The sequence below is a fragment of the Streptomyces sp. NPDC058470 genome (genome assembly GCF_042721055.1).
Taxonomy (GTDB): Bacteria; Actinomycetota; Actinomycetes; order Streptomycetales; family Streptomycetaceae; genus Streptomyces.
In genome coordinates this window covers 69,013-93,791 of record NZ_JBHXMF010000018.1, presented here as the reverse complement: position 1 = coordinate 93,791, position 24,779 = coordinate 69,013, and the positions used below count along the sequence as shown (strand labels likewise).

Genomic DNA, 24,779 nt, shown 5'->3' with positions numbered 1-24,779 from the left:
TCCATGTAGCGCTGCTCTCGTAGAGTTAAACGCCCCTCATGGGGTGAACGGCTCGTAAAGTAACAGTACTGAGACGTAGTCGACACTTCATCGCGGGGTCGCTGTGAGGGAACTCTCACTTCCGCACGCCGCGTGTGGCCGTCGTGTCAGTCCACGTACTCGTCGTGATATTGGATCCGTTCACTGCCCGCCGGCGCCCCCAGCGCAGATGAGCGCCCACTGGGCTCCTCCCACTCCTCCTGCCGTCCCAGCGCGGTCAGGTCCAGCAGGCTGGTCGTGGAACCGATCCCGTCGAGTCCTCGCTCGTATGTCGAGTACGTGTGGAAGACACGGTCACGGTCCCGCAGGAAGCAGCTGATGCCCGGTCGCTCGTAGGGTTCTTCACCGCCGAAGGATGCCTGGAAGTCGTAGTTGAACTCGTTGCCGTAGGACGAGTACCACGGCACCGTCCATCCCATGCGCGCCTTGAAGGGGAGGATTTTCGGGTGCGGTGCACGGGACACGGCGGCGAACTCGGTGTCCCGGGCCCGCAGATGCGCAAGATGGCCGATCTGGTCGAGGAATCCCGAGCAGCTACGGCAGCCCGCGGCCCACTCCGGCGCGAACATGAAGTGGTAGACGACGAGTTGGTTCCGCCCGTCGAAGAGGTCGAGCAGCGTCGCCTTCCCGTCGCCGCCCTCGAACACGTACTCCTTCTCGATCTCGACCATCGGCAGCCCACGGCGCTCCGCGTTGAGCGCGTCCCGCGCACGCGTGGCGGCCTTCTCCTTGGCCAGCAGTTCCTCGCGCGCTGCGCGCCACTCGTTGCGCGAGACGATCTGCGGAAGCGTCATGTGCCCCTCCTACTAAACGGTGCCTTCGTGGGGTGGACCGGAGGGGGCAGCGGAACTCATCGGCGGGACGGAGATTTTCTGAAATCGGTCCAGGACGCACCGGACTACGGACTACGGACTACGGGCTACGGGCTACGGGCTACGGGATTCAGTACGTCACCGGAAGCGCGAGCAGTCCGCGGGCGCGCAGGGAGGGACGCCACCGCAGCTCGGCCGGGTCGGCGTCGAGCGCGAGGTCCGGGAGACGTTCCAGGAGCGCGGACAGGGCGATCTCGGTCTCCAGCCGGGCCAGCGGCGCGCCCAGGCAGTAGTGGATGCCGTGGCCGAGCGCGAGATGACCGGAGGTGTCCCGGCCGAGGTCGAGCCGGTCTGGATCGGGAAACCGGCGCGGGTCGCGGTTGGCGGCGGCCAGGGACAGCAGGACGGTCTCGCCCGCGGCGACGGTGACTCCCCCGATCGTCATGTCCTCGGTGGGGAAGCGTCGGATGGCGAGCAGGGCCGGCCCCTCGTGACGGCTGAACTCCTCGACGGCGGCGGCAAGTTGCTCCGGGTGCGCCCGCAGGGTCGCCAACTGGTCGGGGTGGGTGAGCAGCCCCAGGACGGCGCTCCCGATGAGCTGCGTCGTGTTCTCGTATCCGGCGAAGAGGATGAGGAAGGCGAGTGACATCAGCTCGTCCTCGGTGAGACGGTCGCCGTCGGTGAGACGGTTGCTCTCGGTGAGCCGGCCGCCCTCGTCCCGTACCGCGATGAGGTCGGAGAGCAGGTCGTCCGCGGGCTCCTTCCGCTTGTCCGCGAGGAGTTGGGTGAAGAACCCGAGCATGGCCACCACCGCCTCCTTCGCCGCCGTCGGGCGCGACGGGTCGGGCGCGACGAGTACGTCCGTCCAGACCCGGAAGTCCAGGCGGTGCTCGTCCGGAACGCCAAGGAGATCGCAGATGACGGTGATGGGAAGAGGCGCGGCATACGCGGCGATCAGGTCCGTCCTGCCGTGCGTTCCGAGTGCGTCGAGGAGCCGGTCGGCGGTCTCCCTCATGGGTGTGCGGAGTTGCTCGACGCGGCGCGACGTGAAGGCCCGTACCACCATGCGCCGGATGCGGGTGTGGTCGGGTGCCTCCATGTTCAGGAGATTCGCGTCGAGGGCCGACGGCAATGCCAGCCCCTTGGAACTCCCCGGCAGCGCATGCCGCTTGTCCACCGACAGCAGCGGGCTCGCGAGGGCCTCGCGTACGTCGTCGTACCGCGTGACGAGCCAGGCCGAGCTGCCGTCGGTACCGGCGACGCGGTGCACGGGCGCGGCCTCACGAAGGCGTTCGTAGACGGCGTACGGGTTGTCGATGAGGCCCGCTGCGGGATCCTGGGACGTGGGCATGACTCCACCCTAGCCAGCGCGATCAGGCGTCGTACTCCTGGATTCGCTTCCCGTGACTCCGGTCGATCAGGGCGGGCAGCCGTTCCCCCAACTCCCTTACGGTGGACGGCAGATCGAGCGTGAGCAGCTCGCGATCCCGCATCACCACACGCCCGTCGACGATCGTCGTCCGTACGTCCGAGGAGCGGGCGCTGTGCACGAGTGTGGGCGCGAGGTCGTGCACGGGCTGGGTGTGCGGCCCGCTGAGGTCGACGAGGATGATGTCGGCCCGCCGCCCGGGCGCGAGGCTGCCGATCCGCTCGCCGAGTCCGACGGCCCGCGCGCTCTGGAGCGTTGCGTGGTGCAGGGCTTGACGGGATGTCAGCCACCTCGGATCGCCCTCGGTCGACTTCTGCACGAGCGAGGTGAGCGCCATGGACTCCCACACGTCCAGGGAGTTGTTCGAGGCGGCCCCGTCCGTGGCGAGCCCGACGGGAACACCGATCTCACGCAGCGCACGCACCGGTGTCGGGCCCCACGCGAACTTCAGGTACCCGCGGGGCGCGGTCGCGACTGCGACGGTTCCCGCTTGCGCCGCGCGCTCCAGCACCGGCAGATCGCGCTCGACGATTCCGGTGCCGTGCGCGATGAGCACGCTGGTTCCGGTGGAGAGGATCCCGGTCCGCTCCAGGATCTCGATCGGTGTACGACCATGCCGGGCAAGGCTGTTGTCGGTCTGGTCGCGGCTCTCGGAGGCGTGGAGGTGCACGGGAAGGCCGTGGGCGCGGGCGAGTTCGGCGGTCGCGGCGAGGTCGGCGTCGTCCACCGTGTACGGGGCGTGCGGGGCGAGTGCGGTGGTGATGCGGCCGTCCGCCGATCCCCTGTACCGGAGCGCGAACTTCAGTGACTTCTCCCGGCCTTGGGGCCCCTGGGAGGAGAAGAACGCCTCCCCCAGATGCGCGCGCAGCCCGGTCTCCGCCACCACGGCGGCGACGGTGTCCATCGAGAAGTAGTGGTCGGCGAAGCAGGTGACCCCGCCGCGGATCATCTCGGCGCAGGCCAGCCGCGCGCCCAACTCCACATCCCTTTCGGTGAGGTTGGACTCGATCGGCCAGACGAAGTCGTTGAACCACTCCTCGGCGGGCAGGTCCTCCGCGATGCCGCGCAGCGCGACCATCGGCGAGTGCGTATGGCAGTTGATGAGGCCGGGCATCGCCACCTGACCGCGGGCGTCGATGCGCTGGACGGCGTCCACACCGGGATCGCCGCCGGTGACAGCCTCGATGACCCCTCCTCGTACGACGATCGAGGAGTCCTCGACGAAGGCGATCCCCTCGTGCTCGTCGTGGACGAGGGCGGTGCAGCCGGTGATGACGAGATCGGCGGGGTCCTGAGCGGGGGTGGACGGGGTCGTGGGAGACGGCGTCATGGCGTCACCGTACGACGGGGGCGCGGCGCCGGGTCACCTGAACCGCGGAACCGGAGAATCGGGAATCCGGGGACAGCGCGCGGCCCAGCCGTCATACAGCGATGCGGATTTTGGGCCCGTGCCCGTGCCCGTGCTTCACGCGAAGCCTCGCCCGTACCCGCCCCTCGGCCAGTTCGTCGAGGAGTTCGGCGATCCGCTCGGTGTGGCGGGGCGTGAGGTGCCCGGTGTCGTCGAGTTGCACGGCGCACGCGGTCGTCGTGTCGACGAGCCGTTCGAGGGTGGCCGCCACCTCGTCCGTACCCTCCGCGTGCCGTGCCAGGGCGGGGAGTTCGGCGGCGGCGAGGTCGATCGCGGTCTTGGCCTCGGCGAGTGCGCGATAGGCCTCGCGCCGCAGGGCCCAGCGTCCGGCCCGGTCGTCCGTCGTGTCGTCGCTCAGCACATGCGCGAGGTAGACGTCGGCCGCCTCCATGGCACGCGCGAGCCGGGCGCGTACCGTCCCTCCGCGCTGTCCGAGTGCCGGCAGATGCCCTACGAGCAGCACGATCGCGCAGGCCAGCAGGGTCTCGCTGATGCGACTCCAGGCGGCGGGCGGCTCGCCCGCCACCATGACGAGGGCGAGTACGAGAACGGTGACGACGGCGGTCTGCGCGGCGAAGTGCCGCGTGGCGACGGGAATCAGAGCACCGCAGACGGCCACGACGACGATGAGCCCGGCGGGCCTGGGCAACAACGCGGCGAGCCCGGCGAAGACGAGAGCGCCCAGCACCGTTCCCGCCGCCCGGCACAGCACGCGCGAGGCGAGCGGCCCGAGATCGGGCTTGACGAGGAAGACGGCGGTCACGGGGAGCCAGTACCAGTGGGAGTGGTTCCCGGACCACGGGGCGTGCTGCAGGGCCTGCGCCAGGCCCACGCTGGCGCCGAAGCAGAGAGCGACGCGAAGCCCGTACTCACGCCCTCCCGCGCCGAAGGCAGTGCGCGCGAGGAACCGGGCGGTACGACGCCGGGTGTGCAGGTTCTTTCCCGCGCCGCCTCCAGTGCCGCCTCCGTCGAAGGCGTCGGCGGCGTGGAGCAGGGCGTCGTCGAGGGCGCGGAGTTCGGGTGCGGAGCGTCCGGGTGCGGGCAGTGGCCCGGTGTGCGCACCGGTCCGTACGGCGGCGGCGAGCCTCCGGGGTCCTTCCGCGGCCCGCGCGGGCACCGCCTCTCCCACCCAGGCGAGCGCGGTCGCGGCCTCGGCGAGCGGCAGCGCGGCGGCGTACTGCGCGTGCAGCCGCCGCTCGGCCCCGGAACTGGCGTACCGCCGCAACCTGGGCCCGGCAAGCGCGTCCTGCGCGTGATCTAGGGCGGCGGTCAGCGCGGCCCGGCGAGCGGTCGCGTCCGTGCCCCCGGCGGCGGCCAGCAGTTCGGCGATCGCGTCGTACACCGCACCGACGGCGTCCCGCTCACCGTCGAACCGGTAGTCACCGGCGGTGACCCTGGTCGTCGGGAGCGCGAGCCGCAGGGCGAGCAGCCAGCCGGCTCCGGCGAGGTAGCACAGCGCGCGCTGCCAACCGGGTTCGGGGAGCGGCATCCCGGCCCCGATGGCCGCGGCCACGAGCAGCTGCGTCCCGGCCCCCGAGGCGACGGGTCCGATGGCGCTGGCGGCCCCCGCCACAAGCCCGAGCCCGGTCAGTAGGAGGGTGAGCGTCACCGCCCCGACATGCTCTCCGGCGTACGACCCGACAAGCAGCCCACCGGCCCCCGCGAGGGCCGGCACCCCGAGCCTCTTGACGGCCGTCCGCCGACTCCCCGGCCGGTCGTTGAACCCGGCCAGCATGGCCCCGAGCGCGGCGACCACTCCGACGGACGGCCGCCCGGCGACCACCGCCGCGAGCAGCAGGGGCCCGGCGGCCAGCGCACCCCGGATGACCGCGTTCCAGGGAACCGGTCCCCGCTGTGCGCGCAGGGCATGGGCGAGCCAGGGCGGTACGGCGACGCTGGGGAGTGGCACGGGGCTCCTGTCGGGCGAGGGCGGGGGGTTGCCTTCGGGCGGCATCGGCCGGGCTGGCGTGCTGTCCACGGTAGGTGGAGTTGCTGGAGGGAAGGGACCGCAAGCGTTTCGGTGAGGTGACACTTCACGGGAATGCCGCGAACGTTATGAACGCAACTCTTCGGCGAAGCCGCTGCACGCAAGGAGTGCATGGCCGATGTGCGCAAGCGGTGTCATGGCCGACGTACGCAACGCGTGTCATGGCCGACGTACGCGGAAACGGGAGCGGGTCCGAGGGCGTAGCCGGCCCCCGGACCCTGTGATGCCACCCAATTCACACGCCGGCACGCTTGAGGACCCAGGTCAGTCATCATGTCGCCGCGTCCTGCCTTTGGACCACCGCACATCGAGCTGTGCGGGCCGGACTTGAACCGGCATTTCGACGTCCGGGGCCTGGGCCCGGTCGATCCGGCGATCGGTGGCGAATACTGAGTCTGGAGCGAGAGTCTGAGATTGACCGCGGCAGGCTCGAGGTCCTAGCCGCTCATCACGACAAGCTTCAGCTTCAGCTTTGCGCTCCTCGCGCACCCCGACCGTGGTTCATGGTGGCCGGGGAGTTCTTGAGGCTACCCGAACAGGTAGCCGAACACGGAGTCAGCGACGCGCTGGTCGACGACATCCACGCCGTTCGCCTCCTCGCGGGCGAACTTGACGGCCTGCTGCAACTTCTCGACCCGGTCGAGCAGTTCGTTCACCCGCCGCGCGGGGAGCGCCCCCGAGAACTTCACGGTCGTCCAGTAACCGACCGGGATGTCCTCGTAGTACACCTCGACCTGGGCGGGATGCTTCTCGGTGGCCTCGGCCTTGACGTGGTTCCGGGGCACCTTCTTCGTACGAAGCGTCCGCACGGGCTCGGTCTTCCACGCATCGGTGGACGGGTCCTGAACCCACGACTCGGAGGCGTCGAGGACGGGCAGCTTCCGCACGAAGGTGTTGAGATCGGTGAGCTGCTTCTCAAGAAACAGCAGGTAGGACACGGGTACTTCGGCGACGAGCACCCGCCCGTCGACCAACACATCGGCCCGCGCCGTGCAGTTCGCCCAGTCCTTGGTGGCGGTCACATCGAACAGCCGCGTCAGCGTCCCCGCGGTCTCCCGCAACACATCCTCGGCCTGCACCTGCACCCGGGTCGACTCGGGCGGCAACTGCTCACCCTCCTCGTCCTTCGGCTGGTACGTCCGTGAGATACCGGCCAGCAACGCGGGCTTCTGCAGCCCATGGTGAGCAGACGTCAGGTCCTGGTGGGACTTGGACTTGATGCCCTTCTCGACTGCGATGATCTGATTGAGTTTCGCCACGTCGGTGACGGTAGCAGTGTCAACTGGGGCTTTTCGAAGGGATATTCGCCGACGGCGAATGCTTCCGTGCGCCTTTGTGCGCCCTCCTGATGCTTGCCCTCCACACATACGTTCACTTGTCATGAACTGGCGGAAGATCTGGCCTTACTGGGGACTGATCACCCTCGTCGTCGGCATCACGGCTTGGCTGATCTCCGATATCGGCCCTGTCGGGCTGACCGCCCTCTTCACGCTGTCTCTCTTGTGGTTCCTGGTGCAGGCACCGCTCCCTTGTGGCGCCCCCATCCGCAAGCAGGGGCAGACGTGCCGAAAGAACGCCCACGGTCTACTGCGTGGCTGCAGCATCGAGCAGCACAAGTGGCAACGCATGCGCACCCTTGTCGTGCACCCAGGGATGCGGCAGACGGGGCGCGAACTGTTCCCCGACCGAAAAACCGGCCTGACCACCCTCGGAGCCATCGTCGCGCTCGTCTGCACGCTGACGACCACGGTGTTGGCAGTGCTGGGCAAGGGGGGCGCCTGAACATGGGCACATCCACACGGTGGAAGGGCCCGGGCGGCACCCGCGGCGCAGACAGCAGTACCGGTAAACGCTGGACGGCTCTCGGTGGGCGTCTCGGCCGGCTCGAGGAAGGGCAGGAGGCACGGATCGAATCCGCCGCGGATGCCTGTCTCACGACCCTCCGGGACACCATGCACGACGATCCCTACGCCTTCGGCCTGTCGTCCGCGTGGCAGCGCGCCGGTGAGCGTGTCGTGGACGTGATGGGCCAGTTGGGCGAGTACGGCCCTGAGCCGCTGACGGCCGCACCACACCTCGCCTTCGCCGATCCGGCCATGTCGTTCGTCGCGGAGTTCAGCCGACGGGTGGCAGGAGACGGGACGACCCTGGTCGACGCGGCAGTGCGCCGAGCCGCCACCCGATGCGCCCAGCGATTCGTCGCCGAATACCCCGAAGCAACGCAGCCCACAGGACGCGGGCTCTCCGGCGATCTTCTGTGTCTGCTGTACCAGTGGTTCTTCGCCGGCCTCGTGACTGAGTTTCTGCACTGCTTCATAGCCGAGCACATCAAGCTCGCCGTCCCCGTTCTGCCCCTCTTCGATCCGAGCGGCACGATCGCCGACCTGATCGCCGAACGAGTGCTGGAACTCGTGCCGGATCCCTGCGAGGAAACCGCCTACCTGGAAGCTCCCCTCCCGCTCCCCCAGGTGGCACAAGGACTCGTCCCCGGCGCTGTCGGCAAGGTGCTGGGCCTAGTTGCGGAGCTACCCGGCACATCCGAGGTGATCGCATGAGCAGCAGCGACGAGCCATACCGCTTCTGGTGGCGGTCGCACGACGGCGAGGAGGCCAGAACAGCTGGATGGCATGCCATCGGTGAGGCCGGATTTCGCGAACGGGAGGAGCGCATCACGGGTCACCAGTATCTCGATGCGGCGGCACCGGACTGGGCGGACGATCTGCTCAGGCTGGCACGGGCCGCCTTCCTGGCCGACAAGCTAGCCTCCCGTGACAAGGTCTTCGACCGCTGGACCCGTCGCATCTCGCTCTCCCTTCCGGTGCGCGATCCGCTCCGCTGGACCGGGACGGCTGCCGGCCTTGCCTCGGCGCTCCTCCAGATGCTCACCGGAGATCACTGGGACATACGCCCGCGAGCACTGCGCGCAGCATCGTCACAGCCGCCGATTCCCCTGGGCGATGACTGGCGAGCAACGGAAGTAGCCCTGTTCTCCGGCGGTCTCGACTCGCTGAGCTGGGCGGCACAACGCGCCGGCTCCGCGGCCGGTCTGCTGCTCCTGGTGACCTTCGCGGAGCCCCAGCTCGAATCCTTGCAGCGGGGAGTTCTCCGGACAGTGGAACAGCGAGCCCGGGATTCGGGCCGCGTCGTCAAACACGCCAATCTGCGGCAGGTGCCGGGAGGCCGGGACGGACGCTCGGTGGAGTCGTCATCCCGCTCGCGGGGCCTGCTCTACTCGGCCACCGCCGTACGGGCAGCCGCCGCGAGCGGCATCCCGACCGTCCACGTCCCCGAGAACGGACAGCTCGCCCTCAACCCACCGCTGACCGCCTCTCGCTCCTCAGCTCTGTCGACCCGCTCCGTACACCCGTGGACCCTGCACCTCCTCAACCGGCTCATCCGCTCCATCGCCGGTGCCGAAGGCGCTGTCACGGTGACCAACCCCCTGGCTCGCCTCACCAAGGGGGAGGTATGCGAGGCAGCCGGCCTCTCCCCTGCCGAACTGGAGGCGACACTGAGTTGTGGAGCCCCACCCAGGCGCCGCCAGAACCGCCCCTACGACAACTGCGGCGTCTGCTACCCGTGCCTGGTACGCCGCTCAGGCCTCCTGCACGCGAACGGAGCGGACGCCACCGACTACGAGGCATCCCCCACGTCCCCTCGCCTGCCCCGCAAGCGCACCCGCGACTGGCAGGCCCTGCGTCGCTGGCTGGACGCGCCCTACGGCGCCCTCGACCTGATCGCCGACCAGCCCCTCCCTCCAGGGACAGAGGCCGCGCCGTGGCTGAACGTGATCGACCGTGGACGAACCGAGCTGCGCGCTCTCGTGCGAGCGATGTGAACCGCGCCGGACGGTGCCGTGCTCCACGCCATGACCAGCGACGAGGCGCCTTGACGCGGGCACTTGCCCCTGACCGATTCGATCCGACCCACCCTCCGACTCCCCCTACACCCGTTACGATCTGAGCTTGGGCTTTTGCCGCCCGAGCGGGGACAGAACGGCGGCGGCAAAACGGCCCGAATCGATACGAAAACGAAGCGGGGATGGGCACATGCGGGACGGCCGGTGGGTCACGGTCACCGAATCCGAGTTCCAGCATGAGCGGCGGGGCCTGGAGGCGATCCGCGAGAAGCTGCGCGACAACGACCCGTGGCATGCCTGGTCGAACTTCACCTTCACCGCGAACAGCGGGCACGTCCGGGAGGTCGACCTGCTGGTGGTCGCCCCGGGCGGCGTGTACCTCGTCGAACTGAAGGACTGGCACGGCTCGGTCGAGTCCCGCAACGGCTCCTGGCTGCAGACGCAGCCGGGCGGGCGGCAGATCTCCCACGGCAACCCGCTGCACCTCGCCAACAAGAAAGCCAAGGAGCTGGCCGGGCTGCTGCGGCAGAAGGGCGAGAAGGTGTGGGTGTCGGAGGCGGTGTGCTTCACCGACTCCGCGCTGCGCAACCGGCTGCCCGCGCACGACCAGCACGGCCTCCACACGGTCGCCCAGCTCATCGACATGCTGGAGCGGCCCCCGCTCGACGAGCGCAGCCGCATCGACGCCCCGCGTTCCCGCCGGATCAAGTCGGCTCTGGAGCAGGTGGGCGTAGCGCGCAGCGACGCCGAGTACAAGGTGGGCCCGTATCTGCTGCACCGGAAATCGTTCGACTCCGGTCCGACGTGGGCGGACTATCTGGCTCAGCACAGTGAGCTGCCGGAGGCCGCCCGGATCCGGGTCTATCTGCGGGAGCGGGGCTCGGACGCGGAACTGCGGGCGTCGGTGGAGCGGGCTGCCCGGCGTGAGGCGGCGGTGCTGCGGCGCTTCCGGCATCCCGGTGCGGTGCAGCTCAAGCAGTACGACCCGTCAGGGCACTCGGCCGGCCCGGCGCTGATCTTCGACTTCGATCCGCGGACGCTGCGCCTGGACGAGTATCTGGCGCAGTACGGCGACCGGTTGGACATTCTGAGCCGGATGGCGCTGGTGCGGCAGCTCGCGGAGACGGTGCGTTCGGCGCACGGCAGGCGGATCTACCACCGCACACTGGCGGCCCATGCCATCCATGTCGTGCCGCGTGGACGCGGCCGCGGTCCCGGGGCGGACAGCGAGGAGGCGGGCTGGCTCAACCCGTATCTGCAGGTCTCCGACTGGCAGGTCGCGATGGAGCGCGGCTCGGCGAACGGTCCGGGCGGTGAACGGTTCGCACCGACCTCCCTCTCTCGTGCGGGCGCCCATCTCGCGGAGGGCGCCGACCCGTATCTGGCGCCCGAGTTGACGGCGCTGAAGCCCGACCCGGTGGCGCTGGACGTGTACGGGCTGGGCGTGCTGACATATCTGCTGGCCACCGGCCGGGCACCAGCGGCCAGCCAGGCAGAGCTGCTGGCCCGTTTCGAGGCGGGCGAGGGGCTGCGGCCCAGCGCGATGGTCGACGGGCTGTCGGAGTACATCGACGAGCTGGTGCAGGCGGCCACCGCCTACCGGCCGGAGCAGCGGCTGCCCTCGGTGGACGACTTCCTGGAGATGCTGGAGATCGTCGAGGAGTCTCTGACCGCGCCACCCCCGCCCGCGGAGACGCCCGTTCCCGTTCCCGCCCCTGTTACGCCTGTGTCCACGTCCGAGCCCGTGGGTGAGGTGCGGCCGGAGAAGGACCCGTACGAGGCGGTCGCGGGCGATGTGCTGGCCGGGCGCTGGGAGGTCCGGCGTCGTCTCGGTACGGGCTCGACGAGCCGTGCCTTCCTGGTGCGGGATCTGACAGCAGGACCGGACGCGCGTTTCCCGAAGACGCTGGCCGTACTGAAGGTCGGCCGCACGGACCGGTGCGGCGACATACTGCAGCGGGAGGCCGAGGTGATGGGGCGGCTGCGCCCCGATTCCCGGATCATCCGTCTCGTCGAGCCGGAGCCGCTGCGCATCGGACCACGCTGGGTCCTGGTCACGGAGTACGTCGGTGACGAGCGCGAGGACGACGGGGAGCCCCCCGCCCCGGGTGCCACACGCAGCCGCCGCCGGGAGGAGACGGTGGCCCGCCAACTGCGCGACCAGGGCCGCCTGTCGGTGGACCAGTTGGAGGCGTACGGCGACTACCTGTTCGGCGCGGTGGACTTCCTGGAGGGCGAGGGAGTGTGGCACCGCGACATCAAGCCGGACAACATCGCCATCCGCATCCGCCCGAACCGTACCCGCGAGCTGGTTCTGATCGACTTCTCGCTCGCCGGCTATGCGGTGCAGGAGACCGAGGCCGGTACGGACGGCTATCTGGACCCGTTCATCGGCACGCTCACCGACCGTTCGGTGTACGACGCGCACGCCGAGCGGTACGCCCTGGCGGTCACTCTGCACGAGATGGCCTCGCGCGAGCTGCCGGTGTGGGGCGGGGGCCGGGTGTCCGCGCGCCAGACGGACCCGGAGACGGAGCCGTATCCGAAGATCAAGGCGGACGCCTTCGACCCGGCGGTGAAGGACGGGCTCGTCGGCTTCTTCGAGAAGGCCCTGCACCGGGACGCGACGCATCGCTACAGCGATCTGAAGCCGATGCGGGACGCCTGGAAGCGGATCTTCCTCGCGATGGACGAGGCGAAGCCGTCCTCCCGCCGTTCCCGGCAGCCCGTGGCTCTCGCCCCGGACGAGGCGGCTGGGGCGGCGGACGCTCCGATCCCCGCGGCCGAGGAGGAGACCGCCGAGCAGCAGCGTGACCGGCTGGCCGCGCAGGCAGACCGTTCCACTCCCCTCTCCTCGGCGGGGCTGAGCCCGGCGGCGGAGTCGTTCGTGTACGGGCTGCGCGTACACGACGTGGGCCAGTTGCTCGACTACAGCCAGCGTCAGCTCGTCAACGCGCCCGGTCTGGGTTCGAAGACCCGCGCCGAGGTACTGCGCCGTATCAAGGAGTGGCGCCAGCGCCTCGCGGAGACGCCCGCCGCCCCGCTAACTCCGCAGGGCCGCAAGGAGGCGAAGGAGGAGCTGACCGCAGCCGAGGCCGCCGCGGCGACGGTGATCGCGACGAACGGCGGTGCGGCGGCGCTGCCGGAGCAGGCCCTGCGTACGGTCAGCCTGGACACGCTCGCCACCCTGTTCGTGCCCGAGCTGAAGAAGGACGGCTCGAACGCCAACGAGTGCGAGATGGTGCGGCTGTTGCTGCGGCTGCCCAACGAGCGCGGCGAGCTGCCCGGCATCCGGGTCTGGCCCACGCAGACGGAGGTCGCTCCCGAGCTGGGCCTGTCGCGCGGCCGTATCCCGCAGATGCTGAAGACGCAGCGCATCCTCTGGAAGAAGCATCCGGCGGTACGGGCCCTGCGCGCCGAAGTCCTGGAACTGCTCCGGGATCTGGGCCGGCTGGCCTCGGCTGCCGAGGTCGCGGACGCGCTGGCTGTGCGGCGTGGCACCCAGCTCCAGGACCGTGAGCAGCGGCGCGCGCTGGCACTGGCGGCGGTCCGGGCTGTGGTCGAGGTGGAGCAACTCCACGCGACCGAGGCCGAGTTCCAGCACGCGGCGAACCGGGACGCCTCCGACGAGGGCATGGGAGCGGGTCTGCTGGCCCTGGAGGTCGGCGCCGACGAGGCCCCCGACACGGCGTCGGCGCCCGGCCTGCTGGACTACGCCCAGCGCCTCGGCAAGGTCGCGGACCGGCTGGCCGGACTGGACACACTTCCGACGGCGGCGACCGTGCTGGGCGAGCTGGGCGCGGTCCCTCCGCCGAGTGGTGTGGTGGAGTGGGACGACCGGCGTCTGGTGGACGTCGCGGCGGCGGCTTCCCGCAACGCGGCAGCAACTCCCCGCCTTGAGATCTATCCGCGGGACCTCCCTCTGGTACGGGCCCTGCGCCTGACCCAGGCCGGTCTGGTGCGCCGCGTGCCCGGGGTGGCCGACGAGTTCCAGCGTGGCCTGACCGCCGACGACGTCCACGAGCGGGTACGCGCCCGCTTCCCGGAGCTTCTGGACACCCGTGGCGGCCACACCCTCCCGACGGGCGGCCCGCTGACGCAGGCTCTCCAGGAGGCGGGTTTCGACCTTCAGCTGTCCGCCCGCAAGGGCACGCGCGTCATGCGCTACCTGCCGCGTACCCCGGCGGGCGGTACGAGTTTCGTGTCCTCCGGCGCGGCCCGCCCGACCGGGGCCCAGGCCACGGTCCACCGTTTCTCGGACGACACGCTGCTCGCGGGCGCCGGCGCCGCCGAGGAGCGGCTCCTCGGCTCGGCGCGGCGGGACGGTTTCCGGGTCCTGACGGTCGAGACGAGCCTGGTCGGGGACGCACTGCGCGAACTGACCGACGAACGCTTCCAGGTACGCCCTGTGTCGGTCACCGATCTGTTCCTGCACGCGTTGCACGAACTGGTCGACGCCCGCGTCAAGCCGACCTGGGAGACCATCCTCCGCGCGGACGTCGCCGAGCCAGGTTCCAGGGCCGCCATGAAGTTCGCCGAATACGCCCGCACGGCCTGGGGTGTCGTCGAGCCCCGACTGAGCGAGCGGCTCGCGGAGCCCGTCATCGACGGCCACCGGGTGCCGCTACTCCTGACGGACGCCGGGGCCTTCGCCCGGTACGACGCGATGGCCGTCCTGGACCGGCTGGCCGAGCGGTCGCGGGGCGGCGGGCACGGGCTGTGGCTCCTCTGCCCGCAGACCGACCCGGCCCGGCCCCCACGGCTGGGCGTCACGGCGGTGCCGTACCAGGCGGGGCTGGGCGAGTGGATCGTCCTGCCGGACTCGTGGCCGGACTACCGGCGGCTGAGCGCGGAGGCGGCGGCCGGGGACGCGGAGACGGGGTCAGGGTCGGCTTCAGATGCCGGTGGCAACCTGGGCGCGATAGCGGCGACTTGAGGGCCGCGGGCGCTTGCGCCGCCCGCATCATGCGTGACGTGACAGGTGTGGCAGGGACAACGGGAGACGTGACCAAGTGATCGACCGCGATGCGTTGAAGGCAGACCTCATCAAGCAGGTCAAGGCGGTCGAGACCGACCTTGGCAAACAGGTCAGGGCGCTGCCCAAGGTCGAGGGGCGTCTGCGGGGCGAGTACGACCAGGCGTTCAAGTTGGGCCGTACGGGCTTCACCTGGAGTTCGTGGCGTGATGAGCGGGTCACACAGGTCGCGGTCGCCTGGGTGCTGGGCACGGTCTTCGTACGGTTCTGCGAGGACAACCGGCTGATTCCGGAGCCGTACCTCGCGGGCGCCGAGCCCGAACGACGCGACCTGGTCGAGGCCCGGTACGCCCAGTACCTGGAGGAGGAGGACGACCCGACGTACCGCGGCTGGATGGAGCGGGCGTTCGCCGAACTGGGCGCGGGGCAGGCGGGCAAGCTGCTGTTCGACCAGCGGCGCAACCCGCTGTTCCAGATCCCGTTGTCGCACGATGGGGCGCGAGCGCTGGTGGAGTTCTGGCGCGAGCGGGACGGGGCGGACAAACTCATCCACGACTTCACGGACCCGCTGGAGGCGGAGGGCGACGGCACGAAGGGCTGGGACACGCGGTTCCTGGGCGACCTGTACCAGGACCTGTCGGAGGCGGCCCGGAAGACCTACGCGCTGCTCCAGACCCCGGAGTTCGTCGAGGAGTTCATCCTCGACCGCACCATGGACCCGGTGGTGCGGGAACTGGGCGGGCAGTTCGGCGAGCTGAAGATGATCGACCCCACGTGCGGGTCGGGGCACTTCGTGCTGGGTGCGTTCCGGCGGATGGTGCGGCTGTGGGCGAAGAAGGCGCAGGGGCAAGATCCCCACGAGAGGGTGCGGGCGGCACTGAATTCAGTGCACGGGGTGGACCTCAATCCGTTCGCGGTGGCCATCGCGCGGTTCCGGCTGCTGGTGGCAGCGATGGCCGCGGCGGGGGTACGGACACTCGCGGAGGCATCGCAGTACGACTGGCCCATGCACCTAGCGGTAGGCGACTCCCTGATCAAGGCCCGTCAGCTCGAACTGACGCTGGAGGGCGAGGAGTCGGGGGATCCGCTGGCGGAGTTCTCGTACGCCACTGAGGATGTGCACGAGCACCCGGGGATTCTGGAGCAGGGGCGGTATGACGTGGTGGTGGGGAATCCGCCTTACATCACGGTCAAGGACACGAAGCTTAATGCTTTGTATCGGGAGCTGTACGCGTCCTGCGGAGGGGCATACGCCTTGTCGGTGCCTTTCGCTGAGCGGTTCTTCCAACTGGCGAAGGTTGGAGAACCGGATGGGCGCGGCTACGGAATGGTCGGTCAGATCACTGCCAACTCGTTCATGAAACGCGAGTTTGGGGCAAATCTCATTGAGGAATACTTTGCACACAAAGTGGAACTGACTGAGGTTATTGACACCTCAGGAGCATTTATCCCAGGCCACGGAACTCCGACGGTTATTCTAGTGGGACGACGCCGCTTCGGCAGTGCACGTACATCCACAATCCGCACCGTTCGCAGCATTCAGGGTGAACCTAGGGCGCCAGATGATGCTGCTGAGGGCCTGGTATGGAAAGCGATCGCCCACCAAATCGATAAACCCGGCTCCGTAAGTCCGTGGGTGTCCGTAGATGATTTGAGTCGCGACGGCCACTTCCGTCGGCGACCCTGGATTCTTACAGACGGAGGTCTAGAACTCGTTTCCGCTCTCTCTTCCGCATCAGACACCACCCTCGGGAAAAAAGCAGAGGCCATCGGCGCGGGCGCAGTGACCCGCGAAGACGACGCTTACATGGTCGGCAAAGGTTTTCTGCGACGGCGCCACATTCCCACAGAACAACAACGACCCATTGTTGAGGGCACACAGGTTCGCGACTATCTAATTTTGGACCCCACACCATCTATCTGGCCCTACACGAGTGACACCCTCAAAGCGGACGCAGCAAAGGAAACCATCCAGGCACTGTGGCCCTATCGCAAGCTCCTTCAAAGACGAGTAGCCTTTGGGAAGACTCAGCTGCAAAGGGGGCTCACCTGGTTCGAGTATTCCATGTTCTTTAAGGATCGATACAGCCACAGACTTTCCATCTCGGTGCCCGAGACAACAACCCTGAACCATTTTGCGCTAAACCGAGGCGAGAAGGTATTCAAAGATACTGCTCCCGTGATCACACTTGATTCGAAAACCCCTGAAAGAGAATATCTCGGATTGCTGGGACTACTAAACAGTTCTACAATCTGCTTCTGGCTCAAAATGAACTGCCACGACAAGGGAATTCGAGGCGAGGGTGGCGGATTCACCAGCAACGAGTGGGAACGCTTTTATCAAATCAAGGGCGCCAATCTAAGCCGCATCCCCTTGCCGACCTCATATCCAACGATGCTCGGCACGTACCTTGACTCTCTCGCCCAGAATCTCGCGTCTGCAAGTTCACTCGATCTCGACAGCCCTTCTACGGCTGATCTTAGGCAATCCGAGTCGAATTGGCGATCTCACCGCGCACAAATGATCAGCCTGCAGGAAGAACTAGATTGGCAAGTATACTCCCTATATAACCTGCACTCGGAAGATCTTCGCGCCATCGAGACCGATATCCCCCAACTCGCCCTCGGTGAGCGGGCTTTCGAAATCGCGCTCGCTCGACGGGTAGAGAAGGGTGAGGTATCCGACGAGTGGTTCAAGCGACATGGGTCTACCCCGATCACCGCCATTCCCAAGCAATGGCCAGACGCTTACAAAGCCGTCGTCCAAAAGCGCATCGACGCCATTGAATCGTCTCGAGCCATCGGCATGATCGAGCGCCCGGAGTACAAGCGGCGCTGGGCAACAGATGGCTGGGGTGCCCTCCAGAAGAATGCCCTGCAGTCCTGGCTGCTCGACCATTTGGAGAACCGCGACCAATGGTTCCAGGACGGGCAGCCCATCCTGCTTACCCGAGACCAGCTCGTCTCTGCGCTCTCCTTTGACGAGGACTTCGTTACTGTCGCCGAGATCTACGCACCTCGGGAGGAACTGACAAACGTCGTCTCCCAGCTGATCGCCGAGGACCACGTCCCCTTCCTCTCGACCCTCTGCTACAGGCCTAGCGGACTGAAGAAGAGCGCCGACTGGGAGCGCACGTGGCATCTCCAGCGTCAGGAGGACGCCGCTTCCGACGAGCCGGCCAAACGGAAGATCCGGGACTCTATCCCCGTGCCTCCGAAGTACGCCCCAACCGACTTCCTCAAGCCGTCCTATTGGCGCGCCCGGGGAAAGCTGGACGTGCCGAAGGAGAGGTTCATCTCCTACACCACCGGTGCCATGCCCAGCGTCCCCGAGCTGTTCGGTTGGGCCGGGTGGGATCACCGGGAGCAGGCCCAGGCCCTGGCCACGTACTTCACCAACCACGAGCTGTCCACCGAGGAGATCACCCCCCTCCTCGCCGGGCTTCTGGAACTCCAGCCCTGGCTCACCCAGTGGCACAACGAGTTCGACCCGACGTACGGTCAGTCTCCAGCGGCGTTCTTCGAGGGCTACCGAAGCGCCACGCAAGGCCAGCACGGCCTGACCGACGACGACTTGCGCGCCTGGCGCCCCGCCGCCGCGCGTCGAGGAGGCCGACGAGCGGCCAAGGCCACCGAGAGCTGACAGCCCTGGTGCGCCCTATCCCACCTGCTCTCGCTCAGGCCGGGAACGGGAGGACACCGACGCGCGGGTTGGTTTCAAGCTCCTGCCGCAGAGCTTCGACGGCTTGCTGGGCGACAGGGCCGAGCATGTGAAGGCGTTTCGCTGCCGCCTGCGTGATCACGGCGATAGCGCGGCTCACTCCTGGTTCCCCTTCTTGATCTCGGCGATGAGGGCGAGGCCTTCCTGTAGCGCGTCGTCGAACTCAGGGTCTGAATACAGACGGATACGCCCCCGGTAGTCGACGATGACCGCAGCGACCGCGGTGAGGTCGGCCTCCGTAGACGCCTCCAACGCGCGTGCCAGGTCGGCTTCAAAAGCTTCCTTGTCGCCAGGGAAGCCGCGGCCCTCGCGCAAGGCAGCTCGGATGTCTCCAATCGTCTTCAGCCGCAGAGAGGGGTGATGTGCGGAGGGGGTTTCGGCGTGCTGCGCACTCATGAGATCTCCTCGGGCCAGGTATCTGGTTACGACCATAGTCGTGCTCACGGGTCGATCACGAGCTGCGTTACCACCCTCATCCGTCCTCCCTCTGCCGTACGGCCAGCGGCTCGGCCGCATGCACGCGTAGCGCCGGGCCCTCGTCCAGCCCCAGCACCATCACCGGACCACCGGCCGCGTATTGCTCACTCCGGGTGCTGACGACGGTCCGCCACTCACCCCAGACCCGTACATGCTGACCCGCTCGGACCATGACGGCCGCCACCTCCTTCACGGCGGGTCCGGCCACGATGTCCGGTGCCTTCAGTTCCGCGAACACCGTTTTCCCGATCCCGGCCGCGCGTACCTCGTAGCCCCAGCGGTGAGCCAGCGCCTCAACCAGCAGCAGCCCGCGCCCGCCCGTTTCGACCTCGCCGGGCTCCTTCACTTCAGGCGTGCCGCCACCTGCGTCGCTGACCTCCAGCCGCAGTAACCCTTCCCCCGCCGAGCGCGCGATCCGTACGCCCACCTGCCGACCACGCGGAGCGCTGACGCGCAGCGCGTTGGTCACGAGCTCCGACAGCACCAACTCCGCGTTCTCCACGACCTCTTGGGCCGCACCCCACTCCCCCAGCACTGCGTGCAGCAACGCGCGCGCTCTAGGAACGCTGCGGCGACTACTCGGCAGCCGGAAAGCGACTTCGTTCAGTGCGGTCATGGGGTGGCCTCCTCAGGACTCGGCTTCAGCGACGAGATCCCCGCAGAGCGGCTCCAGTTGGAGTCGCGGACAGCAGTAGAGTGCCCACACCACACTCGACTCGCAACGTTGCGAGTGACATCCGAGTCTTTTCTCATCCTTTCGAGTGAGAGGCAGTCACGGGCCAACTGCTCGCTGCTAGAAGGGAAGCCATGAACATGCGCGTTACGACAGACCGACCATCAACAGTCCTGGGGCGCCAACTCGGGGACGAGTTGCGACGCCACCGGGAAGCCGCAGGCATGTCGACCACTCAGGCAGCCGAAGCCCTCGACTGCACGAAGGGCAAAATCAGCCGCATGGAAAATGGGCGCGTCCTCGTCCGTACGCCGGACGTGGTCGCGCTCCTCCACGCATACGGAGTCGATGACCCGCAGACCCGCGAACAGCTCACCAGGCTCACTCGCACGGCCAACCGCCGTCGCCGTGAGGGCTGGTGGCATGAATACGGCTCGGTCCTTGCCGACACGTACCGCGACTACATCGAGATGGAATCCATCTGCGACAGCGTTCGCGCGTTCCAAGTGCAGCTGATTCCAGGTCTGTTGCAGACTCCGGAGTACGGACGCGCCGTGACCGTGGCATCACGGGCCTGGCAGACGTCCGAAGAGATCGACCAGTTCGTACAAGTGAGAATCGCTCGACAGCAACGACTCACTGGGGAAGATCCGTTGGAGTTCTGGGCGGTTCTCGCAGAAGGAGCCATCCGGCAGGCAGTCGGCGGGCCTGACGTCATGCGTGCGCAGCTGGGTCATGTCTCCGAGATGGCCGAACTGCCCAACATCACCGTGCAGGTACTCCCGTTCTCGCGAGGGGCACACTCAGGTATGTTCGGCCCATACCTGTTGATGAGGTTTCCGCAGGTGACGGCGCAGGATCTCGTACTTACAGAGACTCCCACGGGCAACATCTGGATGGAGCGAGAGCTTGAGGTCGCTCACTACCGTGCGCTCTTCGACGATGCCCGCACTGCTGCGCTGTCGCCCGCGGACTCGCTCACGCTCATCCGTCGCGCCGCCGAGGAGTACAGACCATGAGTCGTGAAGGCCACGAAGCCCTTGCCACAGCGATATGGCGCAAGAGCAGCTACAGCGGCGGCCAAGGGGAGTGCCTCGAACTCGCCCACAACATCCCCACCCTCGCCCCCATCCGCGACAGCAAGCGCCCCACCGGACCGGTGATCCCCTTCACCCGTGACGCCTGGCGGGCCTTCGTCTCGTACATGGGCTGACCGAGCGGGCCGGGCTCGGCGCCCGCCTTCGCCCGTGTACCACCTACGAATTTTGGTAGGTGGTCGCTTACGATCGGGGCCGATAACCGCACCTCAATTGCACAGTGGGGTAGCAGGGCCTCCAGCAAAGGCACCGCACACGGTGTGCAAGTGAGACGACCGTGTGTAACTTTCACACGGCCCAGGGACACGTACACAGCGACATCGGGAGAAGCGAAACAGAGATGGCAGCCGCCACCAGCCCAGCCACCGCCCCCCTCCTGCGCGATGTCATCGACATCAAGCCGTCCATCTCGACGTCCGACTTCGTTCTGAAGCTCGCCGAGGCGGTCACCGAGGAGGGTGCGGGCCGGGCGCTCCAGGACTATGTCGTCACCGAGCGGCTGCTGGAGAACTTCGACGAGGCACTCGGGCTGATCCGGTCCGCGCTGGACGGGCACACGTCGAAGGCGGCGTATCTGCACGGATCGTTCGGTTCGGGTAAGTCGCACTTCATGGCAGTGCTGTACGCCCTGCTGCGCGGAGACCGGGCGGCGCGGGCGCGGCACGACTTCGAGCCGGTGCTGGCGAGGCACGAGTGGCTGGGCACGGAGAACCAGGAGTTCCTGCTCGTGCCGTACCACATGCTCGGCGCGAAGTCGCTGGAGCAGCGGGTGCTCGGCGGATACGTCAGCCATGTCAAGAAGCTGCACCCGGAGGCGTCGACGCCGCAGGTGTACCGGACGGACGCGCTGTTCGAGGACATCCGGTCGCACCGGCGGCGGATGGGCGACGAGCGGTTCATCGACGGGCTGAGTGGGGCAGCGGACGGCGTCGCTCCCGCCGTAGCGGTGGACGACGATTGGGGGGACGCGTTCGCGTGGACCCCCGAGCTGCTGGACGCCGCGCTCGACGCGGAGGAGTACACCGGTGACGAGAAAAACCTGAACCTGGTGAACCCGAGTACTCCGGTGGAGCTGCGGGCCAAGCTCGTGCACGACGCGAGCAGCACGTGGTTCCCCGGGTTCGCCCGGCACGCGGCGGAGGACGAGCACGGGTTCATCTCGCTGGACGCCGGCCTCGCGGTGATCGCCGAGCACGCGAAGACGCTGGGCTACCAGGGGCTCATCCTGTTCATGGACGAGCTGATCCTGTGGCTCGCCAACCGCATCCACGACCAGAAGTTCGTCTCGCGCGAGGCCGACAAGATCACGAACTTCGTGGAGGGCGCCGACTCGCGGCGGGCCATCCCGATCGTGTCGTTCATCGCCCGGCAGCGGGACCTTCGCGAGCTGGTGGGCGAGGAGCTGTCCGGCGCTGGTGAGGTCGCGATCCAGCAGAGCCTCAACCTGGCCTCCGGGCGGTTCGACAGGATCACCCTGGAGGACCGGAACCTTCCGCAGATCGCCCACGAACGGCTCCTGAAGCCGAAGGACGACGAAGCCGCGGCGAAGCTGAACGCGGCATTCGAGAAGATCAAGCGGGTCGGGCCCAAGGTGTGGGACGTACTGCTCGGGTCGGACGAGGGGACGACCGGGGCGGACGAGTCGTCGTTCCAGCTGACGTATCCGTTCGCGCCGGCGTTCATGGACACTCTCGTCCACATCTCGTCCGCGCTGCAGCGGTCCCGTACCGGTCTGAAACTGATGGGCGAACTGCTCGCCCGGCACCGCGACGACGCGACGCTCGACAGTCTGATCCCACTCGGCGACCTGTACCCGGTCATCGCGGACGGCGGTGACAAGCCGTTCGTGGACAGTCTGAAGGTGGAGTTCCAGGCCGCGGACAAGCTCTACCGCACCAAGCTGCGGCCGCACCTCCTGGCGACGTACGAGATCGCCGAAGAGGATGTCGAGCGCTACCAGCACCGGCGCGACAGCATCACCGACCAGCAACTCCGCGACCGGTGCAAGGCGTTCACCGGCGACAACCGGCTGATGTGCACCCTGCTGCTGTCCGCCCTCGCGCCGAGCGTGCCCGCGCTGCGCGACCTGACCATCCAGCGGCTCGGCGCCCTCAACCACGGGTCGGTCGTCTCCCCCATCCCCGGCGCCGAGGTCGGCGTCATCAAGGGCAAGGTCCGCGAGTGGGCCGCCCGCTTCGCCGAGATCAAGGTGACCGGCACCGACACCCGGCCCGGCGTACGGCTCGAACTGGCCGGGGTGGACGTGGACTCCGTCCTCGCCAACGCCGACGTCAACAACAACCGCTCCAACCGGCGGGCCGTCGCCAAGCGGCTGCTCGCCGAGGAACTGGGACTCGACCTCTCCGACCGTCTCACCGCGGACGAGCTGCACCTCGTGTGGCGCGGCTCGCAGCGGACCACGGAGGTCGTCTTCGGGTTCGTCGCCGAACCGGACGACCTGCCCGACCACGAGTTCTCGCCCGGCGTGGAGGGCAAGTGGCGGATCGTCATCGACCTGCCTTACGCAGAGGGCAACCTCGGGTCGCGGGAGAGCGCCAACCGCATGCAGGGCCTGCGGGAACAGTCCGGTACGCGGCCACGGACCGTGGCGTGGATCCCCACCCACCTGTCGACGTCCCGCTCCCAGGACTTCCAGCGGCTCGTCGTCATCGAATACGCGCTCGCCGACGAACGCCGCTTCGACACCCAGTACGCACAGCACCTCAACGCCGACAACCGGGCGCGCGCGAAGCAGCTCCTCGAAGGGCAGCGCAGTACCCTCCGGGACACCGTCAAGGCTTCCTTCAAAGCCGCGTACGGTCTCGCCGCGAAGAATCCCAACGACGTGAACATGTCGTTCACCGAGCACTTCGTGCCGCTGCCCGACATCGCCGAACTCCGCGTCTCCATCGGGCAGTTGATGCGCGACGGTGTCCGGCACATCGCGGGCAAGCTGCTCGCCCACCAGTTCCCCGCCCATCCGGACCTGGACCCGGACGGCACCGGCGCGGCGGTGAAGCCCGGTGACGTGCGGACCGCCTTCCGGTACATCAAGGCGGCGGCCGAGGCCGGGGACCGGCAGGTCGAGGTGGACGCCAAGGAACGGACGCTGATGCGGCGCCTGGCCGCACCCCTCGGGCTCGGGCAGCAGAAGGAGGCGTACTTCCGGCCGTCCATGCGCTGGGTGGACCACTTCAACACGCTGGCCGGCGCCGAGGGCGGGCCGGGTGACCTGAGCGTCGTCCAGCTCACTGAGTGGCTGGACCGGCCCGAGCCGATGGGCCTGGAGCCGTTCGTCGCCCACCTGATCATCGCCGCGTACGCGGAGCTCGACGACCGGGTGTGGGTGCGCGGCGGGACCGTACTCGATCCGGCGCCCGAGCCGTCGGCGGTGAAGCCGCAGGACGCGCTGCGTTCTCAGGCGCTGCCGGACGAGGGCGTGTGGGAGGAGGCCGGGCGGCGGTTCTGGGACATCTTCGGCGACCCGCCGCCGAAGCTGCGGCGCGGACGGCTGGTCAGCCAGTTCGCCCGGCAGATCGTTGAGCAGGCCCGCACCCACCAGCCGCACGCGGCCGACCTGGTCGCGCAGTTGGAGCAGCACGCGCCGCTGCTCGCCCTCGACGGGGCCGACCCGGCGGGTCGGCTCGCGCTCGCCCGGCGCTCGCGCGACCTGCTCGACGAGCTGACCGGGCTGGCCGAAGCCCCGGTGGGCGGGTCGGCGGCGGCCAAGCAGATCATCACCGCGTTCGCCGGCTTCGACCTCGGGGACGTGCCCGCCGGACGCTACGGCGCCTCCGTCAAGCAGGCCCGGTCCGTGGCATCCGCGCTGGCGACCGCGGCCTGGGACATGTTCCGGCTCGCCCCGAAGTACGGGGCCCGGGGCGAGGCCGTCCTGGAGGCGCTGCGCGGGGCCGCCCGCGTGGACCAGCGCACCACAAGGCTCGAGGACGCGCTCCGGGAGGCGCGTGTGGCCATCGTCTCCGTCATCGACCGCAGCGAGGCCCCGGCCGCCCCGGCGCTGCCCTCACACACCGCTCCGCCGTCGGACACCGTCCCTCCCACCACGCCGAACGAGATCGACCTCGGCACGGACACCAGCCACCCGCCGGTCACCAGCAGCCACCCGCTGCCCGGCGGCAAGACCGCCGCCGGACGCCCGCGCCGCTCCGGAGGCGGTCGCACCACGGCATCCCGCGCGCTCGCCGAACTCCGTTCCGAGCTGGCGGAGTTGGCGGCGGCGGAGCCCGACGCGACGATCGAGATCAGCTGGCGGGTCGTGGAATGACACCCCGTGAACCGAGG

The 24,779-nt window shown here is 68.5% G+C and carries 15 protein-coding genes; 8 read left to right on the top strand and 7 right to left on the bottom strand.

Annotated features, from left to right (window positions below):
- Positions 1–146: 146 nt before the first annotated feature.
- The 5 genes from ACFWP7_RS15710 to ACFWP7_RS15690 form a co-directional block, all read right to left on the bottom strand.
- Positions 147–833, bottom strand: coding sequence for a DUF899 domain-containing protein (locus ACFWP7_RS15710; protein ID WP_384381686.1), 687 nt, complete (start codon positions 831–833; stop codon positions 147–149).
- 148 nt (positions 834–981) lie between these two features.
- The gene (locus ACFWP7_RS15705) at positions 982–2,202 is read right to left on the bottom strand and encodes a cytochrome P450 (RefSeq protein WP_384381684.1); all 1,221 of its coding nucleotides are present in this window, start codon (positions 2,200–2,202) and stop codon (positions 982–984) included.
- A 22-nt stretch (positions 2,203–2,224) separates the two neighbouring features.
- Positions 2,225–3,610, bottom strand: a complete 1,386-nt coding sequence (locus tag ACFWP7_RS15700) for an amidohydrolase (RefSeq protein WP_384381682.1) — start codon at positions 3,608–3,610, stop codon at positions 2,225–2,227.
- 91 nt (positions 3,611–3,701) lie between these two features.
- Positions 3,702–5,642 (bottom strand): FUSC family protein, encoded by a 1,941-nt coding sequence (locus tag ACFWP7_RS15695; RefSeq protein ID WP_384381778.1) that lies wholly within the window; start codon positions 5,640–5,642, stop codon positions 3,702–3,704.
- A 560-nt stretch (positions 5,643–6,202) separates the two neighbouring features.
- Positions 6,203–6,934, bottom strand: coding sequence for a hypothetical protein (locus ACFWP7_RS15690; protein ID WP_384381680.1), 732 nt, complete (start codon positions 6,932–6,934; stop codon positions 6,203–6,205).
- A gap of 121 nt (positions 6,935–7,055) precedes the next feature.
- Between ACFWP7_RS15690 and ACFWP7_RS15685 the strand changes: the two genes are divergently transcribed.
- The 5 genes from ACFWP7_RS15685 to pglX all read left to right on the top strand — a co-directional run bounded on the left by ACFWP7_RS15685 (position 7,056) and on the right by pglX (position 18,152).
- Positions 7,056–7,457, top strand: a complete 402-nt coding sequence (locus ACFWP7_RS15685; RefSeq protein WP_384381678.1) for a hypothetical protein — start codon at positions 7,056–7,058, stop codon at positions 7,455–7,457.
- Between the two features lie 2 nt (positions 7,458–7,459).
- Positions 7,460–8,230 (top strand): hypothetical protein, encoded by a 771-nt coding sequence (locus ACFWP7_RS15680; RefSeq protein WP_384381676.1) that lies wholly within the window; start codon positions 7,460–7,462, stop codon positions 8,228–8,230.
- Positions 8,227–9,513: a 7-cyano-7-deazaguanine synthase gene (locus tag ACFWP7_RS15675; protein WP_384381674.1), complete on the top strand. Its 1,287-nt coding sequence runs from the start codon at positions 8,227–8,229 to the stop codon at positions 9,511–9,513. Before ACFWP7_RS15680 ends, ACFWP7_RS15675 begins: the two co-directional genes overlap by 4 nt.
- A 211-nt stretch (positions 9,514–9,724) precedes the next feature.
- Positions 9,725–14,470: a BREX system serine/threonine kinase PglW gene (pglW, locus tag ACFWP7_RS15670; RefSeq protein ID WP_384381672.1), complete on the top strand. Its 4,746-nt coding sequence runs from the start codon at positions 9,725–9,727 to the stop codon at positions 14,468–14,470.
- Between the two features lie 76 nt (positions 14,471–14,546).
- Positions 14,547–18,152, top strand: a complete 3,606-nt coding sequence (pglX, locus tag ACFWP7_RS15665; protein ID WP_384381670.1) for a BREX-2 system adenine-specific DNA-methyltransferase PglX — start codon at positions 14,547–14,549, stop codon at positions 18,150–18,152.
- Between the two features lie 174 nt (positions 18,153–18,326).
- Here the strand turns inward: pglX and ACFWP7_RS15660 are convergent, their stop codons facing one another.
- On the bottom strand, positions 18,327–18,626 hold the full coding sequence (locus ACFWP7_RS15660) for a DUF6247 family protein (RefSeq protein WP_384381668.1): 300 nt from the start codon (positions 18,624–18,626) through the stop codon (positions 18,327–18,329).
- A gap of 76 nt (positions 18,627–18,702) precedes the next feature.
- Positions 18,703–19,323: an ATP-binding protein gene (locus tag ACFWP7_RS15655; RefSeq protein WP_384381666.1), complete on the bottom strand. Its 621-nt coding sequence runs from the start codon at positions 19,321–19,323 to the stop codon at positions 18,703–18,705.
- Between the two features lie 191 nt (positions 19,324–19,514).
- On the opposite strand from ACFWP7_RS15655, the gene ACFWP7_RS15650 reads away from it, so the two are divergent.
- From ACFWP7_RS15650 to ACFWP7_RS15640, 3 genes are all read left to right on the top strand, one after another.
- Positions 19,515–20,399 (top strand): helix-turn-helix domain-containing protein, encoded by an 885-nt coding sequence (locus tag ACFWP7_RS15650; protein ID WP_384381664.1) that lies wholly within the window; start codon positions 19,515–19,517, stop codon positions 20,397–20,399.
- Entirely contained in the window at positions 20,396–20,593 is a 198-nt protein-coding gene (locus tag ACFWP7_RS15645; RefSeq protein WP_384381662.1) for a DUF397 domain-containing protein, read from the top strand. Before ACFWP7_RS15650 ends, ACFWP7_RS15645 begins: the two co-directional genes overlap by 4 nt.
- A gap of 224 nt (positions 20,594–20,817) precedes the next feature.
- Positions 20,818–24,762: a phage resistance protein gene (locus tag ACFWP7_RS15640; RefSeq protein WP_384381660.1), complete on the top strand. Its 3,945-nt coding sequence runs from the start codon at positions 20,818–20,820 to the stop codon at positions 24,760–24,762.
- Positions 24,763–24,779 lie beyond the last annotated feature (17 nt).